Here is an 18,276-nt window from a genome sequence, read left to right as displayed (position 1 = left end):
CAAAAAATGAGGGCGCCCCGAATGGAGCGCCCTTTTTCACTTCTTTCTCAATGCCATCTACTCGATGATCTCGATGCAGTCGTCCGGACAGTAGGACACGACCTTGCGGGCCAGATCCTCTTCGCAGGGGTTTTGCAGGATCATGGCCACGTGGGCGTCTTCGTCGTAGGCGAAAATCTCCGGCGCCAGCTCAACGCAGGCCAGGCATCCGGAACAGCAGGGCTGGTTCAGGGCCACTTCGACCATGTTCATTTCAATCCTCCAAGATATTTTTCAAGACGGAGCATGCCCTCTTCGATGTTCTCGATGGAATTGGCGTAGGAAAAACGGATGTAACCCTCGCCGCCGGGTCCGAAATCCACGCCCGGAGCCACACCCACACCAGCCTTTTCCAGCAGGTCGAAAGTGAACTGCATGGAGTCGCCCGTGTATTTCTTCGCGTTGGCAAAGACGTAGAATGCGCCCGTGGGCTCGACCTTGATGCCGAATCCCAGCTCCCTGAGGCGATCGATCATGTACCGGCGGCGCTGGTCGTAGACGGCCTTCATGCGCTCTACGTCCGGCCCCGCCTGGGTCAGGGCGGCCACACCGGCCCACTGGGCAATGGAACTGGTGCACAGGAAAAAATTCTGCTGCATGGTCTGCAGCCGCTTCATGTAGCCCTTGGGGGCGATGACGTACCCGAGCCGCCAGCCGGTCATGGCGTAGAGCTTGGAAAAGCCGTTGAAGACAAAGCAGTTGTCCGTGAACTCAAGGGCCGTATGCTCCTGCCCCTCATAGACAAGCCCGTGGTAGATCTCGTCGGAAAAGAGCGGCACGCCGAGTTCGGCCAGGCCGCAGTACACCTCGGGGCTGACCAGGGTCCCGGTGGGGTTGGACGGGGAATTGACCAGAATGCCGCGCACGTCGTCGGCCATGCGGGCCTTGACCTGATCGACGCGGAACTGGAAGCCGTCCTCTTCGCGCACGGGCACGAAATCCGCCACCGCGCCGGTGAAGCGGATGAAATTGGGATAGCAGGCATAGCTCGGGTCCGAGAGCAGCACCCGGTCGCCGGGCTGGAGCAGGAGCGAAAACGCCAGCAGCATGGACGGCGAGGTGCCCGAAGTGACAAGCACCTGATCGGGATGAACCTCGACGCCGTATTTGGCGTGATAGTGCGCGCAGATGGCCTCGCGCAGTTCGATGATGCCCAGGGAATGGGTATATTGGCAGCGCCCGTCGCGGATGGCCTTGCAGGCGGCGTCCTTGACACACTCGGGCGTGTCGAAGTCGGGCTCGCCGATCTGCAGGTGCACGATGTCCCGGCCCTGCTTCTCCAGCGCGCAAGCCCGCTCCAGCACGTCCATGACCTTGAAGGAGCTCAGGTCCTGGCAGCATGGGTTGATGCGGCATTCGTTCATAATTTTCCCCCTCACGATTCGTGATACGGGCGGCTTATACTCCTTCGCGGGAAAGCTCAAATCCTTCCATGCGGACCAGGGAGGCAATCCCGCGGAAGTGACAATGATTTTTTCCACCGTGCCTTGGAAACGGCCACGATTATTCCCACTTTGCCGGTGTGTCCCGACCGCAAACTCCCACCCGACGGGTCTGCGCCCCGAAATTGCCACGCCATATCTCGTCTTGCGTCATGGGGACGATCATATTATGGGTTCGCGACCTTGCGACCGGGAGACGGTCGCGGGCAATTCGCACGCAAACCATTCCCACCATACAGACGCCAGCCGGCATAAGAATCCACTGCGCAGGAGCGTCGCTCCCTGCGCCTGACGGGACCACGCTTGCGGCCCTGCTGACGGGACGGGAATGAAGGAGATATCATGGGACTGAGCATAGGCATCGTGGGCCTGCCAAACGTAGGCAAATCCACCCTCTTCAACGCGCTGACCAAGGCCCAGAATGCCGAAAGCGCCAACTACCCCTTCTGCACCATCGAGCCCAACAAGGCCGTGGTCCCGGTGCCGGATTCGCGTCTGGCCAAACTGCTGGAGTTGGTGAACTCACAGAAGATAATCCAGGCCACGGTGGATTTCATCGACATCGCCGGGCTGGTCAAGGGCGCGAGCCAGGGTGAGGGGCTAGGCAACCAGTTCCTGGCCAACATCCGCGAATGCGACGCCATCCTGCACGTGGTGCGCTGCTTCGAGAACGACGACGTCATCCACGTGGACGGATCCGTGGACCCCATCCGCGACATCGAGGTCATCGACACGGAGCTGATCCTGGCCGACCTGCAGGCCGTGGAGCGCAAGGCCGAACGCCTGTCCAAACAAATCAGGGCCGACAAGCGCCTCGCTCCGCAGCTGGACCTTTTGCAGCGACTCACGGCCCACCTGAACACGGGCAAGCCCGCCTCGGAAATGGAGGAGCTCAGGAGCGACCTGGGCGCGGAACTGCGCAAGGACCTGCTGCTGATCACCTTCAAGCCGGTCATCTTCGGCATGAACGTGGATGAGGCCGCGCTGGCCGAGGACAACCACTTCGTTACCAAAGTCCGTGAACTGGCCGCGGCACGGGGCGCCTGCGCCGTAAAAATTTCGGCCCGCATCGAGGAAGAGCTGGTCGGGCTTACCCCCGAGGAAGCGCAGGAATTTCTGGCCTCCTACGGAGTCAGCGAATCGGGCCTGGATCTGGTCATCCGCACGGGCTATGAAATGCTTGGGCTGTGCTCCTACTTCACGGCCGGACCCAAGGAAGTGCGCGCCTGGACCATCCACCAGGGCTGCAAGGCTCCCCAGGGCGCTGGCGTGATCCACACGGACTTCGAGCGCGGCTTCATCCGGGCCGAGGTCATCGCCTATGACGACTACGTCAAGCACGGCAGCGAGGCCAAATGCCGCGCCGCCGGGGTACTGCGGGTCGAGGGCAAGGAGTACGTGCTCAAGGACGGCGACGTGGTGCACTTCCTCTTCAACGTCTAGAGAGTCCGGATGCTTGAGAACATCGACGTAATCCTCTGCAGGCCCAAGTTTCCGGAGAATATCGGCTCGGTGGCCCGGGCCTGCCTGAACATGGGCTGCGGCCAGATCGTGCTGGTGGACCCATTGAACTGGGATCTGGACAAGGCCCTGCCCCTGGCCACCCATCATGCAGGGCTCCTGCTGGAAAGCGTCCGCATCCACCAGACCCTGGCCGAGGCGCTGGCGCCCTATTCCTTTTCCTACGGCACAACGGCCAGAACAGGCGGCTGGCGCCAAGCCATCCAGACGCCGGAGGAGGCCGCCCCGCGCATCACCGAACAGCGCAATGCAGGGGGCAAGATCGCCATCGTCTTCGGCCCCGAGGACAAAGGCCTGACCAACGAGGAAACCGACCTCTGCAACCAGCTCCTGACCATCCCCACCACCGACAACCTGACCTCGCTGAACCTGAGTCAGGCGGTCATGGTCGTGCTCTACGAGTGCTTCAAGAAATCCATGACCAAACCCTTCAAGACGGCGGGGCAGCCCAAGGATCGCTACATAAACAACGAAGAGCGGGAAGTGCTCTTCAACCAGTTGCGCGAGACCCTGATCGAGATCGACTTCCTCAACAAGGACAACCCCGAATATTTCATGCTCCCCCTGAAACGCTTCTTCAACCGCATCAACCCGCGCCTGAACGAATACAACCTGCTCATGGGCCTGTGCCGCCAGATGAAACGGATCGTCGGCATCGCCAAGGGCAGGGGGGCGTAGGGGCGGCCCCCCGTGGCCGCCCTTCTTCTGTGCCCCAAAATCGCGCAGGTACTGGCCAAAAATTGGGCAGGCACAGGGGCCTGCCCCTACGGGGCATCACACCATCCAATCCGCATCGTCTACGCGCCACACGCCGTCAGGACCATACATGGCCGGTTCTTCACGCGCTGTCCCAGCACCATAATCCGGATGCAACCTGCCCATTTCCCATCGGACAGGATTGGTGACGATATATTCCCGGATGCGGTTCAATTCCGCTTCATCGCGGACGATGTGTTCCCAATAATTGCGTTGCCATAATCGACCGGGAAACGGTTGCCATCCATGGTGACGGACGCCACGAATATATTCATTTGTTGACATGGTTTTAAACCATTGCACCACACGACGTAGGGGCGAACCTGCGTGTTCGCCCAATTCTGACCGACATGCAGGAGGGCGGACACACAGGCCGCCCCTACGGGGTCATCATCCGGCCGCACAGAACCGGTGTTCATGACAATGCAATGTACATGATTGGGCATGCACACCCAGGCGTCACACCCAACATCGCCAAATTTTTGCGCCAATTCATTATACCAACGCGTCACCATGGTCCCCGCATCATTCAACCGCATTTCCCCATCCACCACATCGCCAAACAGACACGCCCGGTCCTGCACGCAAATGGTCAGGAAATACGTACCGGGTTGGGAATAATCATAATTTTGCAGCCTGATTGATCGACGACGATGGATCTTGGGATTGTACGGCATTTTTTCTCCTGTGTGAGAACATCGCGCAGCAGGGCAAACCCGCTCAAGGGCGGCCACGTGCATTTGGCAACATACAACCGTTGCCAACGTTCAAACACAGGATTTCTGATTACAGAATAGACGAAAAATTTACACGATTTCCGTAGGGGCGGACCTGCGTGTTCGCCCTTCTTCGGACCTGCGTGTCCGCCCTTCTTCGAGCCTGCGTGTTCGCCCTTCTTCGGACCTGCGTGTCCGCCCTTCTTCGGACCTGCGTGTCCGCCCTTCTTCGGACCTGCGTGTTCGGCCAGTCCTGGTAAACCCCTTGATTTCAGGTGTGTTGATGGATCAGGGCGGACACGCGGAAGAGGGCGGACACGTAGGTCCGCCCCTACGGGTCATTGTTTGGCCGTGCATGGTTGATCATGGTTTCATTCGGGCAAAAGATTTTTCGCCCCTACATGGCATTGCCCAGCCGCCGCACCCCCTCTTCGATCACCGCTTCCGTGTTGGAGGCGAAATTGAGCCGCATGCTCCCCTCGCCCTCGGCCGGGTCGAGGTAAAAATTCCCTCCCGGCGCGAAGATCACGCCTTGCGCGCAGGCCTTGGGCAGAAGGTCCGAGGCCATCATGTGTTCGGGCAGGCGCAACCAGATGAACAGCCCCCCTTTGGGCCGCGTCCAGCTTGCGCCGGAGGGCATGTGCCGCTCCAGGGCGGCCAGCATGGCGTCACGGCGCCTGCGGTAGAGAGTGCAGGAACGTTGCAGATGGGCGTGGTAGCGGCCCACGGAGACGTAGTCGCGCAGGGCGCGCTGAATCAGGTTGCAGGTAGCCAGGTCGTGACAGCGCTTGGAGCGCAGCAGGTGGGCGTAGACCGGGCCGTCGGCGACCACGAAGCCCACGCGCAGGCCGGGGATGAGCATCTTGGAGAAGGTGCTCATGTAGATGACGCGGCCGTCGGGGTCCAGGGACTTGAGGGTGGGCTGGGCCCTGCCCTCGTAGCGGATGTCGCCGACATAATCGTCTTCGAGGATGGGCACGTCGAAGCGCCCGGCCAGGCTGATGAGCTGCCTGCGGCGCTGCCCGTCCAGACACGCGCCCGTGGGGTTGTGAAAATTGGGGATGGTGTAGATGAGCCCGACCCTGTGTCGGGACAGGATCGCCTCCAACTCCTGCATATCCATGCCTTCCTCGCCTACGCCGACGGTCAGGATACGCAGGCCACGGGCACGGAAAACGTCCAGGGCCCCGGCGTAGGTCGGCCCCTCGACCACGACGGTCTCGCCGGGCGACAGGATGAGCCCGGTGACCAGGGACAGGGCCTGCTGCGAACCGGCCGTGATCAGGATGCTGTCAGCATCCGTCTGGATGCCCTGACTGGCCAGCACCTGGGCCAGGGTCGCGCGCAGGGGGCGGTACCCAGCGATCTCCCCGTACTCCACGGCGGCCACCCCGTCCCGGCGCATGACTTGGCTTAAGAGCTTGCGGAACTCGTCCATGGGAAACAGGCGCGGGTCGCACGCACCGCCGTCAAGGGCGATCCAGTCCGTTTTCCGGCTGACCTCCGGCAGATAGGCGCTCATGGCCTCGAAGCCGCCATAGCTGAGGCGCCCCTGCCATGCCGGCCAGCCGCCGGACAGGGGAGGATTCCTTCCCTCGCCCGGGGCATGGGGGAGCACGTAGAAACCGCTGCCCTGCCGGGCAGTGATGAGACCCTCGGCCATGAGTTCGGCGTAGGCGCTCTCCACCGTGCCGCGACTGACCCCCAGATTCGCGGCCAGGGTCCGCACCGCCTGCAGCCGGGTGCCAGGCCGCAGGTTGTCGGACAGGATGCTGCTCCGGAGATGACGGCTGATCTGGGCGTAAACGGGTTCACGGGATTCAAAATCAAGAGCCAGGCGCATACCCTTCCTCCTGCTGAATTGGACTAGTTCATTTTGTTCAAAATTGACCCTTACAAAGGGGTCAATTTCCAACTAGACCAGCTTCACATCCAGCACAAGAAGGAGCTTTCCATGGCCATGTCCCGTTCCGCCCAAGGCTACAGCGCCGCCCTCGCCGGGGCCGTGTTTCTGTCCACGACATCCATCTTCATCCGCCACCTGGTCGTAAATTTCGACATGCCGCCGCTCGTCCTGGCCTGCTGGCGCAACATCATCGTGGTCGCGACCCTTGTGCCCCTCATGCTCCTTTTCGACCGCAGGCTGCTGCGCGTCGACAAGACCCACATCCCCTTCCTGGCCATTTTCGGACTCATGCTGGCCGGTTTCAACGGCTTCTGGGCCATATCGGTAGCGCATAACGGAGCGGCCGTGGCCACAGTCATGGTTTACTGTTCCGTGGCCTACACCGCCATTCTGGGCTGGAAATTCATGGGCGAGAGCCTGGGCGCGCTCAAATTTACGGCCATTGCCCTGTGCCTGTGCGGGTGCGCTCTCATTTCCGGGGCGCTGAATGCCTCGGCCTGGCAGAGCAATCTTCTTGGCGTGGTTGCGGGTCTGCTGACGGGCCTGTGCTATACGGCCTACAGCCTCATGGGCCGGGTGACCTCGAAGCGGGGCATTTCCCCTTGGACCACCCTGCTCTACATCTTCGCCTTCGCCGGGACATTCCTCTTCCTGGCCAATCTTACGGGAGGATGGCTTCCCGGCTCGGCCACGACTCCAAAAGACATGTTCTGGCTCGGCGCCAGCGTGGAAGGATGGACCGTGATGATTCTGCTGGGGGCCATCCCCACGGTGGGCGGATACGGGTTCTACAACGTCAGCCTTTCCCTGCTCGATGCCAGCGTGGCCAACATCATCGTCTCGTTGGAACCTCTCTTCACCGCCATTTTCGCCTTCCTCCTGCTGGGCGAAACCCTGACCCCGGTTCAGCTCTTGGGCAGCGCCCTGCTGCTCTCGGGCATGGCGGCCATCAAGCTCGGCGACCTGCGCCGCCCCCTGCCCGTGCCGCAGGAAGCATGAAGCCCCGGGATTGGCGGGGCTTCATGCGGGTTCAAACTTCATGACCCAAGAACGCACAACCAGCGATCTGGCTTTTTTTCGCTGACGCAGCAGATCGCCGTTTTGGGGCGTCCTGCTAGCGTTCCTCGGCTTCCTTGCGCACCCTGCGGATCAGGTCGGCCATGTTTTTCACATCCGTGACCTTCCAGTATCCTTCGGGCTGGAGCTTAAGGGCCATCTGCACCGGATAGTCCCGCTCGCTGCCGAAATCATGCAGCGTAGCCTGGGCCGTTGCCGTGTCGCCCTTGGCCGGATTGACGCGCAGGCCTCGCAGCTCCTTGCGGGCCGTGGAGGCGTCGGCAAAGAGAATCGCCAAGAGGCCGCCGTCGGGCAAGGTCGCCTGCTTCGAGGGTCTGCCGGAAAAATCCCCGGAGGCCACCCCCCTGATCACGAATTTTCTGGTCTCTTCCACGAGCATCATCTTCATGGACACGGCCGCCGCCGAGTCGGCCTCCCGCGACAGGCCGCCCGAAAGCATCTCCATGAGCGGGTCCCCCTCGCCGCCCGGAGGATTGGCCGCGTAGTCGGCCACGAAGCGGTCCACCCCGCGCGTTATGATGCCGCGAAGATCGACATATTTTTCAAGCAGCACGTGATCGTTGCGATCAATGGCGCGCTGGATGTTGGCCAGGCTCGTGCCCAACGGCTCCGCCGCCAAGGCACTGCCGGCCCAAAAGACAAGAATCATTATAATGTAGCATCTGCAACGGATCATGGATTTTCTCTCCTTGTGTTGTGTGGCATCTATGCCAGGCACAACCCGGCCGTCCACAACCAGATCCGTCGAAAACCCGGAAATTTTCCATTTGGATCCGCGCCCGCGTCAGCTGATCATCCCGTTGCTCCGAACTTCCCTGCGAAGACATGCCATGCAAAAAGCCCCCACACGAAAACCCACGGCGCGGAGGCTTTGATCAACATTCTAAAGACAAGGCGCTTAATTCGCACCGCGGCTCCAAAAATCCGAAGTCCGGTCATCCCGGGGATTCTTGCGGCATCAGGCTTTCTTGACCTCCAGGGCATCTTCGAAAAATGCGGTCAGCACAAAATTCCTGCCTCCTACGTTCACCGTCTCGGTCTGGTTTGGAAAAAGCTCGAACGTCGGCTCGAAACTGCTGCCGATGAAGATTGCCTTGGCTTCGCCATTGCTCTCCCAGCGCACCTCATTGCCGTCATCCAAAACAAGCAGTTCACCATCATGCACCCTGACGGGCAGATCTTTTTCCGAATACTGCATTGAACACCTCCGTAACTGATTGAATGGTCGAACACTATTTTGGTTCAACATATCAGAGCGGAAGACAGGGTCAAGGGTGCATCCGCATTTTCGCGAATTTGAAAGCCCGGGAGGGTTCCTTGACTGTTCCCATGATCACGCCTACTGCCTCCTAGGCCCTGAAGGCAGGGTTACACAGCATTTGGAGAGTTTATGAGCGCACTGGCAAGAGAAATACGACAGAATGTGGAAAAACGCCGCACGTTCGGCATCATCAGCCACCCCGACGCGGGCAAGACGACCCTGACCGAGAAGCTGCTCCTGTTTGGCGGAGCCATCACCCTGGCCGGCACGGTCAAGTCTCGCAAGGCCTCCCGCCACGCGACCTCGGACTGGATGAAGATGGAGCAGGAACGCGGCATCTCCGTGACCACCTCGGTCATGAAGTTCGAATACAGCGGATACGACATAAATCTGCTCGACACCCCCGGGCACGAAGATTTTTCAGAAGACACATACCGAGTCCTGACCGCCGTGGACTCCGCCCTCCTGGTCATCGACAGCGCCAAAGGCGTCGAGGCCCAGACCAAGAAGCTGATGGACGTCTGCCGCATGCGCAACACGCCCATCATGACCTTCATCAACAAGCTCGACCGTGACGGCCTTGACCCCCTGGACCTCCTGGCCGACATCGAGGGCCACCTGGGCATCGAATGCGCCCCCTTGAGCTGGCCCATCGGCATGGGCAAGGGATTCAAGGGCACCTATTCCATCCACAAGAAGCAGATTCATCTCTTTTCCGCGACCCACGGGGGGCGCATCCAGCAGGGCGTGGTCATCGACGACGTGAACGATCCAAAGCTCGATGAACTGCTCGGCCTGCAGGCGCAGGACCTGCGCCGGGACCTGGAACTGCTCGAAGGTGCGGGCAACCCCTTTTCCGTCGAGCGCTATCTGGAAGGCACCCAGACTCCGGTCTTCTTCGGCAGCGCCATCAACAATTTCGGCGTACAGGAAATGCTGGACACCTTCGTGGAGCTGGCTCCCTGCCCCCGCCCCAGAATGACGCTGACCCGCGAGGTCTCGCCTTTCGAGGAGGAATTCTCGGGCGTTGTCTTCAAGATCCAGGCGAACATGGACAAGGCTCACCGCGACCGCATCGCCTTCATGCGCATCTGTTCGGGCAAGTACGAGAAGGGCATGAAGATCCGCCACCACCGCATCGGCAAGGACGTGCAGATCAGTAACGCCACCATCTTCATGGCCCAGGACCGCACCGGCGTTGAGGAAGCCTTCGCCGGGGACATCATCGGCCTGCACAACCACGGGACCATCAAGATCGGCGACACCTTCAGCCTGAAGGAAGAGCTCAAGTTCACGGGCATCCCGAGCTTTGCCCCCGAACATTTCCGCAAGGTCATCCTGAAAAGCCCGCTCAAGACCAAGCAGCTGCAGAAAGGCCTCCAGCAGCTGGCCGAAGAGGGCGCGGTGCAGGTGTTCCGCCCCACGCTCGGCAACGAATATATCCTTGGCGCGGTGGGCGTCCTGCAGTTTGACGTGATCATTTCACGCCTTAAAGATGAATATGCCGTGGACGCCATCTACACGCCGGTCAACCTGTCGGCGGCGAGGTGGGTGCAGGCGGACGACAAGGCGCTCCTCGAACGTTTCCAGAAAGAGCTCCACTCTTCCCTTGCCACGGACTCCGAAGGCAACTTGGCCCTGCTGGCAGACAGCACCTGGAGACTCGAATACATCATGGAGCAGTGGCCGGACATCACCTTTCACACCACAAGGGAAAAGAACTAAACCCAGCTGGCGACCAATGGTTTTATTATTTGCTTTCATTCTTCTGATTCTGCTTCCCGGCGAGGCCCTGGCCTGGGGGCCAGGGGTGCATATGGCCATCGGCAATCATGTGCTGACCCATCTGCACCTTCTCGCCCCGACAGTTGCCGCCGTGCTGACGGCCCATCCCGAGCAGTTCCTGTACGGATGCCTGTCGGCCGACATTTTCATCGGCAAGGGCAGCAAGTTCACCCCCACCCATTCCCACAACTGGGACACGGGCAAGGCCCTCCTGCGCCAGGCCGAAGACATCCAGACCCAAGCATATGCATACGGATACCTGTCCCATCTGGCCGCCGACGTCATCGCGCACAACTATCTGGTCCCGAACATACTCGGCTTCTCCGCCGGACGGGGCAAATTTGCCCACACCTATGTAGAGATGCTGGCCGACCTGCAGGTCGAATGGCCCAGCAAGCAGGCCTCGCGCATCTTCCGCATCCCCCATCCCGAGGCCGACAAGTCGCTGGTGCTGACCATGGGGCAGAAAAAGTTGCCATTTTCCATCAAAAAAAGAATCTTCCGCCAGAGTCTTCATCTGGTGGAAGAAAAATCCTACAAACGCTCCCTGCGCATGTTCCGGGGTCTTCTGCCCTTTGCCCGCAAGGAGGCGTTTATCGCCGATGCCATCGCTCACGCCCAGGATCTGGTCATGGATCTGCTCAAGAATCCGCAGCGCTCGCCGGTGCTGGAGTGCGACCCCATCGGCAGCATGAACCTGGATCAGGTGCGCAGATTCCAGCGCAAGCAGCGCTCCTATTACACCGCGCGCGGCGAAGGTATCATTTTCCCCATGGACACCCGTCTTGAACCCTGTCTGCAAGATTTCGGAGGCACCGATGAGTGATTTTCTCAATTTTCTGCGTGATCAGATCCGACAAGTGCGGGACATCGAAAACACCGCGCACGACCTGCTGCACAACGCCGGCGACGATGCCGGATATCGCGGGGCCATGCAGCGAAAGGCGGAACTGCTGGCCGGCCTGGCCTCGAACGCGGCCCCTTTTCTGGATTCGCTGAGCCTTGAAAGACGCCCCATGATCGAACACAGGCTGGACATGTTTTCCCAAAGCGCCAAGCGCAGCCTGGACATCGGCAGCGTCTTCTACATGTCCGCGCTGCTCTACCCCGACGACCACAAACCAGGAGAGCCAAATACCCTTGAAACCTGGCTTGCGGAACTCGAGCGGTCCAAATAAACCAGCAACCTTAAATCCACAGGAAAAATCATGACACTTGCAGCTGGAACCAAAGTACTGGTTCATTACACGGGCACGCTCGACGACGGCACCCAGTTCGACTCCTCCCGGGAGCGCGATCCCCTGGAGATCATCCTTGGACAGGACATGGTCATCCCCGGCTTTGAAAAAGCCATCGTCGATCTTGAGCCCGGCCAGAGCATCACCGTGACCATCCCGGAAGAAGAGGCCTACGGCCCGCACAACGAAGAGATGGTCATCCGCGTCCCCAAGACGTCCTTCCCTCCGGAGATCGTGCCCGCCGTCGGCGAGCAACTGGTGCTGCGTTCCCCCGACGGCAACGAGCTGCCGGCGCTTATCGTCGATGTCGATGACGACGAAGCCACCCTGGACGCCAACCACCCCCTGGCCGGATTCGCCCTGACCTTTGAGATTGAACTGGTCAGCGTAGGCTGAACGCAGGCATTCCAGGCAAAAGGCATGGATTCCCGCCTGCGCGGGGATGACGTAGGGACAGCACGGCGGACAACTCATCCAAACGATACTTCAACGCCATTGTCATTCCCGTGAAGACGGGAATCCATGCCTTTTGCCAGCATTCTTCCGCACCCCCGGTTCACAACCCGTCAAACCTCAAAAAAAAGGGATTCCGAGCTTCCCCCGAAATCCCTCGCCCCGGCCGGACATCCCGGCCTCAGCCCGCCGAAGACCGCGTCACTTCCTGCACTTCCTCAAGATTCCGCAATTTTTCGATGATGGCGTATAGCTGGGTCGTGGTCTTGACCTCGATGACGAAATCAAGCTCCGACATCCCGTCCACGGCGGATGTGAACTTTCCGGAATCGATATTGATCCCCTCCTTGGCCAGAAGCCCGCTGACCAGGCCCAAAACACCGCGCTGGTTCTTGCAGACGACCTTGATCTTGGCCGGCAGCGGCTTGGTCTCCTCCTGACCGCCCCAGCTCACGTCAAGCAGGCGTTCGGGCTCCATGTTGGCCACATTCGGACAGTCCTGGGTGTGAACCGTCACCCCGAGGCCCCGGCTGATGTAGCCCACAATGGGATCTCCGGGCAACGGATTGCAGCACTGCGCATAGCGGATGAGTACCCCGTCCACGCCCTGGATGCTGATGGAATCGGGATCCTGGGGCTTGGTCTGGGGCGTGGCCGGACCTGCGGACTTGCGCTCTTCGGTTTTCTGCTCCTCTTTGGGCAGAAGCTTCCTGAGCACCTGCCGGGCGGTGATGCGGCCATGACCCACGGCGGAAAACAGGTCGTCAAGCTGACGGAAGGAGAACTCCTTGACCACGGGATCGAAATCGCCGCTCTTGATGGCCTTGCCCACGTTGATGCCCATGCGGCGGCCTTCCTTTTCCAGGAGTTCCTTGGCCAGCGACAGGCTGCGCGCCCTCTCCTCGGTGCCGATCCAGTGCTTGATGCGCGATCTGGCCTTGCCGGATTTGACGAATTGCAGCCAGTCCCGGCTGGGACTGCGGGAAGCGTCGGTGATGATCTCCACCGTATCGCCGTTCTTGAGCGGAGTGTTGAGCGGAACGATGCGTCCGTTGACTTTGGCTCCGGCGCAATGATTGCCGACCTCGGTGTGGATCAGATAGGCGAAATCCACAGGGGTCCCGCCTTCGGGCAATTCCTTGACCTGGCCGCGCGGCGTGAAGACATAGACCTCATCCTGGAACAGGTCGAGGCTGAGCGTCGACATGAAGTCCCGGGAATCCTTCAGGTCCCCCTGCCAATCAAGTATCTGGCGCAACCAGCTGAAACGGTCGGCGTCCTGGGCCTTCTTGCTGCCCCGCTCCTTGTAGGACCAGTGCGCGGCCACGCCGTTCTCGGCCAGCTGGTGCATCTCCTCGGTGCGAATCTGGATCTCGATGCGCTCTCCCTCGGGGCCTATGACCGTGGAGTGCAAGCTCTGGTACATGTTGGCCTTGGGCATGGAGATATAGTCCTTGAACTTCCCCGGCACCGGCTTCCACAGGGAATGCACCAGCCCCAGCACCGTGTAGCATTCCCGCAGATTGTTCACGACGACCCGAAAAGCGATCATGTCGAAAATCTGGTCAAGGGTCAGCCCGCGCTGCTTCATCTTGTGATAGATGGAATAGATATGCTTGATGCGGCCCTTGACCCGCCCATTGATCTCGTTTTCAAGCAGGATATCCTGGATCATGGTGCTGACCTTGTCGATATAGGCCTGACCCTGGTCCTGGTAACGATTGATGCCTTCGGAAATCTGGGCATACACGTCGGGCTTCATGTACTGCAGGCCATAGTTCTCAAGCTGCACCTTGATGCGGTAGAGGCCAAGCCGGTTGGCCAGCGGCGCATAGATGCCCAGAGTCTCCTGGGCAATGGCGCGCTGCTTGTACTCCTTCTGAAATTCCAGGGTGGAGATATTGTGCAGACGGTCGGCAAGCTTGACCAGAATGACCCGGATATCGTCGGCCATGGCCAGGATCATCTTCCGTATGTTTTCGGCCTGGGCCTGCTCCTTGGACTCGAAGTTCATCTTGCTGATCTTGGTCACGCCCTCGACGATGGCGCCGACCTCGGGACCGAAAAGCTCGACGATCTGAGGGATGGAAGTGTCGGTATCCTCCACCGTATCGTGCAGCAAACCGGCCACGATGGTCGCCGCGTCCAGTCGCAAATCCACAAGGATGTTGCTCACTTCCAGAGGATGGGAGAGATAGGGCTCACCGGAGAGCCGGATCTGCCCGGCATGGGCGGCGGCGGAAAAGACATAGGCCTTCTGGATAAGGGCCACGTCCAGCGGGGAGAGATATGTGGACGCCTGGTCCAGAATGTCGGTAATGCGAATCATGTTTTTTCCTGTAGGCCCGGGGATATGGAACCAAATCCAGCTTGAAATTGGCCTTCAGACTTCAAAATGTCAACTTCTCTTTGACGCCCCCGCGGGTCAATTGCAAAAGGCAAAGGCCCCGAAGCCCGGGCTGGACTGTTGCGACCCCAACGGCAGGAGGCCGCAGACTGATCGCTAAAAATACGCCACGCACCTTGGGCGCCAACTTGGGTAGACATACACATGGATAATCGTTTTAAATTATGTCATACGACTTCATCCATAGATGAGGCCAATTCCGACTTCCCGAATCCGAATTTCCACGGGAACTGAGCAAGTTAGCGCTTCCCGGCTCATTTTCAAAAAGATCTTTCCCAAATTGTTACAGCTCTTGATAAAGAATTGTGATTTGTTTAAATGGTTCAATTGTGCCGTGCCGTGCTTCGCATCCAACGCTCCGGAAGTGACGACAGGCCCTGACATATCACCGCCGAAAGCGGTTTTACGGAGATAAACCCAAAACATGTCCCATTCCGACGAAGCACGCATTCAACGCATCGTGCACAATTTCTTGTCTGACAATATTCCCGAGCACATCCGCGACGGGGCCCAATATCTCATTGCCGACGGTGGCATCCAGAAGATCGACATCCGCCGTGACGAGGACTCCTGGGACGTTGAAGGCCAGATCCAGGGCGACGATTTCCAGACCTATTCCTCGGAACTGGGCATCAACCTCGACCAGGGTTCCGTCCATTCCTACTGCAACTGCCAGGATTCCTTTTCCGGCATCTGCCGCCATGTGGCAGCCACGGCCCTGGGGCTTCTCTCCAAACTCGACGTCAAGCGCGAGGTGGAAGCTCAGCCCATAAAGTCCGAATGGAAACAAAGCTTCCGCTATTTCTTTTCCACCGCCCTTGAGCCGGAACCGGGCCATCATTACTTCATTTACCGTTTCTTCGCCGAGACCGGACGCCTGCAGGTCGAATTTTTTCGCGCCCGGCAGAACAAGTCGGGCCTGTCCACGGTCCAGAACCCCGTGACTCTTGAACAGATCATCCGCAATCCGGACTGGTGCGAGATCTCGCCGGAACTGCCCAAGGTTGCGGAACAGATCGGCCAGTATCTCGACTATTACGGACACAGGGTCGAGATTCCCTTCGGGCTCATGACCTGGTTCTTCTGGGCCATAAAGAACGAATACTACCTATTGTGGGAAGAATCAGAACAGCCCGTACGCATCGAGAGCACTCCCATGCGTCTTCAGCTACGGCCAAAGTTCACCGATGAGGGCCTGTCCTTTGACATCATGCTCGGCCGCGAGGGCAAAGTGCCCTTCTCCATCCTGAACCAGAACGTGTCCTTTTACGGACATCTGCCCCTGTGGGTCTGTCTCAAGCACAGCTTCTACCCGGTGCAGACGGGCCTGCGCCCGAGCCTGATCCAGGAACTCGTGATCTCCCCCCCGATCATCCCCCATGCGGACATCTCCGAATTTCTGGACCGCGTCTGGACCCAGATTCCGGCATCGGACCTGCACGGGCAGGAAGAATTCCTGGAGCGCATGCAGCCCATTTTCGTGCCCGCGAACTACAATCCCAAACTCTTCCTGAACGAGGAAGGCAGCCTGCTGACCCTCGAGATCCAGAATATCTACGAGACCGAGCACGGAGACATCTCCCTGCCGGGCCCGAATCAGGATTTGCAGACCGGCAGCTACCAGTTCGAGGGCAAATCCTTCCTCATCCGCCGCGATCAGGAAGAAGAGGAAGCGCTCCTGACCACCCTCATGGACATGAACTTCCAGCCCAGAAGCAGCGCCATCTGGTTCCTGGAACCCGAAGAGGCCATCACCTTCCTGCTCGACGCCTATCCCAAACTGGTGGAGGCCTACCGCGTCTACGGCGAAAAGGATCTGGCCCGCTACAAGGTCCGCCTGACCCCGCCCAACGTGGTGGCCACGGTGGAGACGCAGGAAGAGGACAAGTGGTTCAATCTTGAGATCAACGTCGAGTACGATGACATCTCCGTCCCCATAGACAAGATCTGGAAAGCCTGGACCCAGGGCAAGCGTTATGTGCAGCTCAAAGACGGCTCCTACACCAGTCTGCCCGAGTCGTGGCTTGAGAAGCTCGGCCACAAGCTCATCGCCCTCGGCCTTGATCCGGAAAAACCGCCCAAGAAGCGGTTCGAGAATTTCGAGGCGCCGGTTCTGGACAAGATCCTCGAGGACATCCCCGAGACTACCTCCGATGGTTTCTGGGACACCCTGCGCGACAAGATCAACGACTTCCAGGAGATCAAGCAGGTCGAGAAGCCCAAGGGCCTGGACGCGACCCTGCGACCGTACCAGCTGCAGGGCGTAAGCTACCTGAACTTCCTGCGCGAATACCACTTCGGCGGCATCCTGGCCGACGAGATGGGCCTGGGCAAGACCATCCAGACCCTGACCTTCCTGCAGTACATGAAGGAGCAGGGGCACAAGGGCCCGAACCTGATCATCGTGCCGACCTCTGTCCTGCCCAACTGGGAACGCGAAGCGCAGAAATTCGTGCCGGACATGAAACGCCTGGTCATCTATGGCGCGCGGCGAGAAAACCTGTTCAAGAAGATCGAGTCCTCGGAATTGATCATCACTACCTATGCGCTCCTGCGCCGGGATCTGGACGAACTTCTCAAATTCGAATTCAACGCGGTCATTCTGGACGAAGCCCAGAACATCAAGAACCCGAACACCATTACCGCCCGCAGCGTGCGCAAGATGCAGGCCCGCTTCCGCCTGTGCCTGTCGGGCACGCCCATCGAGAACACGCTCCTTGAGCTGTGGTCCCTGTTCGAGTTTCTCATGCCCGGCTTCCTGGGCTCCCAGGCATCCTTCCAGAAAGGGTTCGTCAAGCCCATCAAGGACGGCGACGACGACAGCCTCGGGTATCTGAAAGCCAGGGTCAAACCCTTCATCCTGCGCCGGACCAAGAACGAGGTGGCCAAGGATCTGCCTCCCAAGATCGAAAACATCTACTACTCCGCCCTGCTGGACGATCAGCGCGACCTTTACTCGGCCCTGGCCAAGAAACTCAAGGAGCAGGTCCTGCAGGACGTGGACGAGAAAGGTATCGGCCAGAGCCAGATCTCCATTCTCGATGCGCTCCTGAAGCTGCGTCAGATCTGCTGCCACCCAAGGCTGCTCAAGCTCGACATGCCCGGCTTCAACGCCAACCTGTCTTCCGGCAAGTTCGAGGCCTTCAAGGATCTGGTCACCTCCATCATTGACGACGGGCACAAGGTGCTGGTCTTCTCGCAGTTCGTGCAGATGCTGCATATCATCCGCAACTGGCTGCATATGGTGGAGATCCCCTTCTGTTACCTCGATGGTACATCGAAGGACCGTTTCGAACAGGTCGACAAATTCAACAACACGCCCGAGATCCCCATCTTCCTGATTTCCCTGAAAGCGGGCGGCACGGGCCTGAACCTGACCTCGGCCGACTACGTCATCCACTACGACCCGTGGTGGAATCCGGCGGTGGAAGATCAGGCCACCGACCGTACGCACCGCATCGGCCAGACCCGTCAGGTCTTCGCCTACAAGATGATCTGCGAGAACACGGTCGAAGAGAAGATTCTGAAACTCCAGGAATCCAAGAAAGGCATCGCCGACTCAATCATCCCCGGTCAGTCTGCCTGGAAGAGCCTGACCCGCTCGGATCTTGAAATGCTCTTCGAAATCTAGAAACCTTGGGGGGAAAGGCACGGGCCCTCCCCCCTTTTCATTCG

The 18,276-nt window shown here is 59.5% G+C and carries 15 protein-coding genes and 1 pseudogene; 8 read left to right on the top strand and 8 right to left on the bottom strand.

From position 1 onward, the window contains the following. Positions 1-57 precede the first annotated feature (57 nt). Both CVU60_10240 and CVU60_10235 read right to left on the bottom strand, forming a co-directional pair. The gene (locus tag CVU60_10240; GenBank protein PKN41756.1) at positions 58-252 is read right to left on the bottom strand and encodes a ferredoxin; all 195 of its coding nucleotides are present in this window, start codon (positions 250-252) and stop codon (positions 58-60) included. After that, positions 249-1,403 carry an aspartate aminotransferase gene (locus CVU60_10235; protein ID PKN41755.1) on the bottom strand — a complete coding sequence of 385 codons (1,155 nt, stop codon included), beginning with the start codon at positions 1,401-1,403 and terminating at the stop codon, positions 249-251. Before CVU60_10235 ends, CVU60_10240 begins: the two co-directional genes overlap by 4 nt. 420 nt (positions 1,404-1,823) lie before the next feature. Here CVU60_10235 and CVU60_10230 point away from each other — a divergent pair, with 420 nt between their 5' ends. Continuing rightward, the gene (locus CVU60_10230; protein PKN41754.1) at positions 1,824-2,924 is read left to right on the top strand and encodes a redox-regulated ATPase YchF; all 1,101 of its coding nucleotides are present in this window, start codon (positions 1,824-1,826) and stop codon (positions 2,922-2,924) included. A gap of 9 nt (positions 2,925-2,933) precedes the next feature. Next, positions 2,934-3,680 carry an rRNA methyltransferase gene (locus CVU60_10225; protein PKN41753.1) on the top strand — a complete coding sequence of 249 codons (747 nt, stop codon included), beginning with the start codon at positions 2,934-2,936 and terminating at the stop codon, positions 3,678-3,680. A gap of 186 nt (positions 3,681-3,866) precedes the next feature. Here the strand turns inward: CVU60_10225 and CVU60_10220 are convergent. Together CVU60_10220 and CVU60_10215 are read right to left on the bottom strand one after the other, a co-directional pair. After that, positions 3,867-4,435 (bottom strand): annotated as a pseudogene (locus CVU60_10220) (hypothetical protein). A 436-nt stretch (positions 4,436-4,871) separates the two neighbouring features. Then, complete coding sequence (locus tag CVU60_10215; protein ID PKN41752.1) at positions 4,872-6,317, bottom strand: PLP-dependent aminotransferase family protein; 1,446 nt, start codon at positions 6,315-6,317, stop codon at positions 4,872-4,874. 111 nt (positions 6,318-6,428) lie between these two features. Between CVU60_10215 and CVU60_10210 the strand changes: the two genes are divergently transcribed. Continuing rightward, positions 6,429-7,379 carry an EamA family transporter gene (locus CVU60_10210; protein PKN41751.1) on the top strand — a complete coding sequence of 317 codons (951 nt, stop codon included), beginning with the start codon at positions 6,429-6,431 and terminating at the stop codon, positions 7,377-7,379. 115 nt (positions 7,380-7,494) lie between these two features. Here the strand turns inward: CVU60_10210 and CVU60_10205 are convergent, their stop codons facing one another. Together CVU60_10205 and CVU60_10200 are read right to left on the bottom strand one after the other, a co-directional pair. Further along, entirely contained in the window at positions 7,495-8,133 is a 639-nt protein-coding gene (locus CVU60_10205) for a hypothetical protein (protein ID PKN41750.1), read from the bottom strand. Positions 8,134-8,415: 282 nt separating this feature from the next. Then, positions 8,416-8,655 (bottom strand): hypothetical protein, encoded by a 240-nt coding sequence (locus CVU60_10200; protein PKN41749.1) that lies wholly within the window; start codon positions 8,653-8,655, stop codon positions 8,416-8,418. Between the two features lie 192 nt (positions 8,656-8,847). Here CVU60_10200 and CVU60_10195 point away from each other — a divergent pair, with 192 nt between their 5' ends. From CVU60_10195 to CVU60_10180, 4 genes are read left to right on the top strand one after another with little or no spacing between them, the layout of a single operon-like run. Beyond that, entirely contained in the window at positions 8,848-10,443 is a 1,596-nt protein-coding gene (locus CVU60_10195) for a peptide chain release factor 3 (protein PKN41748.1), read from the top strand. 16 nt (positions 10,444-10,459) lie between these two features. After that, entirely contained in the window at positions 10,460-11,329 is an 870-nt protein-coding gene (locus CVU60_10190) for a hypothetical protein (protein PKN41747.1), read from the top strand. Then, positions 11,322-11,681, top strand: a complete 360-nt coding sequence (locus CVU60_10185) for a hypothetical protein (protein ID PKN41746.1) — start codon at positions 11,322-11,324, stop codon at positions 11,679-11,681. Before CVU60_10190 ends, CVU60_10185 begins: the two co-directional genes overlap by 8 nt. A gap of 30 nt (positions 11,682-11,711) precedes the next feature. Beyond that, positions 11,712-12,137, top strand: a complete 426-nt coding sequence (locus CVU60_10180; protein PKN41745.1) for a peptidylprolyl isomerase — start codon at positions 11,712-11,714, stop codon at positions 12,135-12,137. A 238-nt stretch (positions 12,138-12,375) separates the two neighbouring features. On the opposite strand, the gene CVU60_10175 is transcribed toward CVU60_10180, so the two are convergent. Both CVU60_10175 and CVU60_10170 read right to left on the bottom strand, forming a co-directional pair. Continuing rightward, positions 12,376-14,523 (bottom strand): GTP pyrophosphokinase, encoded by a 2,148-nt coding sequence (locus CVU60_10175; GenBank protein PKN41744.1) that lies wholly within the window; start codon positions 14,521-14,523, stop codon positions 12,376-12,378. A gap of 255 nt (positions 14,524-14,778) precedes the next feature. After that, on the bottom strand, positions 14,779-15,027 hold the full coding sequence (locus CVU60_10170; GenBank protein PKN41743.1) for a hypothetical protein: 249 nt from the start codon (positions 15,025-15,027) through the stop codon (positions 14,779-14,781). On the opposite strand from CVU60_10170, the gene CVU60_10165 reads away from it, so the two are divergent. Further along, a complete protein-coding gene (locus CVU60_10165) occupies positions 15,026-18,232 on the top strand; it encodes a helicase (GenBank protein ID PKN41742.1) in 3,207 nt (1,068 codons plus the stop codon). The two genes, CVU60_10170 and CVU60_10165, sit on opposite strands and share 2 nt — an antisense overlap. The last annotated feature ends 44 nt before the right edge of the window (positions 18,233-18,276 follow it).

This window comes from Deltaproteobacteria bacterium HGW-Deltaproteobacteria-18, from assembly GCA_002841885.1.
Lineage (GTDB): Bacteria > Desulfobacterota > Desulfovibrionia > Desulfovibrionales > Desulfomicrobiaceae > Desulfomicrobium.
The sequence above is the reverse complement of the archived record's forward strand: the minus strand, read 5'-3'. Positions and strand labels throughout refer to the sequence as shown.

Bases quoted from the DNA above. Each gene is read 5' to 3' on its own strand.
- CVU60_10240 (PKN41756.1), bottom strand. From the start codon at position 252: ATGAACATGGTCGAAGTGGCCCTGAACCAGCCCTGCTGTTCCGGATGC.
- CVU60_10235 (PKN41755.1), bottom strand. From the start codon at position 1,403: ATGAACGAATGCCGCATCAACCCATGCTGCCAGGACCTGAGCTCCTTC.
- CVU60_10230 (PKN41754.1), top strand. From the start codon at position 1,824: ATGGGACTGAGCATAGGCATCGTGGGCCTGCCAAACGTAGGCAAATCC.
- CVU60_10225 (PKN41753.1), top strand. From the start codon at position 2,934: ATGCTTGAGAACATCGACGTAATCCTCTGCAGGCCCAAGTTTCCGGAG.
- CVU60_10215 (PKN41752.1), bottom strand. From the start codon at position 6,317: ATGCGCCTGGCTCTTGATTTTGAATCCCGTGAACCCGTTTACGCCCAG.
- CVU60_10210 (PKN41751.1), top strand. From the start codon at position 6,429: ATGGCCATGTCCCGTTCCGCCCAAGGCTACAGCGCCGCCCTCGCCGGG.
- CVU60_10205 (PKN41750.1), bottom strand. From the start codon at position 8,133: ATGATCCGTTGCAGATGCTACATTATAATGATTCTTGTCTTTTGGGCC.
- CVU60_10200 (PKN41749.1), bottom strand. From the start codon at position 8,655: ATGCAGTATTCGGAAAAAGATCTGCCCGTCAGGGTGCATGATGGTGAA.
- CVU60_10195 (PKN41748.1), top strand. From the start codon at position 8,848: ATGAGCGCACTGGCAAGAGAAATACGACAGAATGTGGAAAAACGCCGC.
- CVU60_10190 (PKN41747.1), top strand. From the start codon at position 10,460: ATGGTTTTATTATTTGCTTTCATTCTTCTGATTCTGCTTCCCGGCGAG.
- CVU60_10185 (PKN41746.1), top strand. From the start codon at position 11,322: ATGAGTGATTTTCTCAATTTTCTGCGTGATCAGATCCGACAAGTGCGG.
- CVU60_10180 (PKN41745.1), top strand. From the start codon at position 11,712: ATGACACTTGCAGCTGGAACCAAAGTACTGGTTCATTACACGGGCACG.
- CVU60_10175 (PKN41744.1), bottom strand. From the start codon at position 14,523: ATGATTCGCATTACCGACATTCTGGACCAGGCGTCCACATATCTCTCC.
- CVU60_10165 (PKN41742.1), top strand. From the start codon at position 15,026: ATGTCCCATTCCGACGAAGCACGCATTCAACGCATCGTGCACAATTTC.
- CVU60_10170 (PKN41743.1), bottom strand. From the start codon at position 15,027: ATGTTTTGGGTTTATCTCCGTAAAACCGCTTTCGGCGGTGATATGTCA.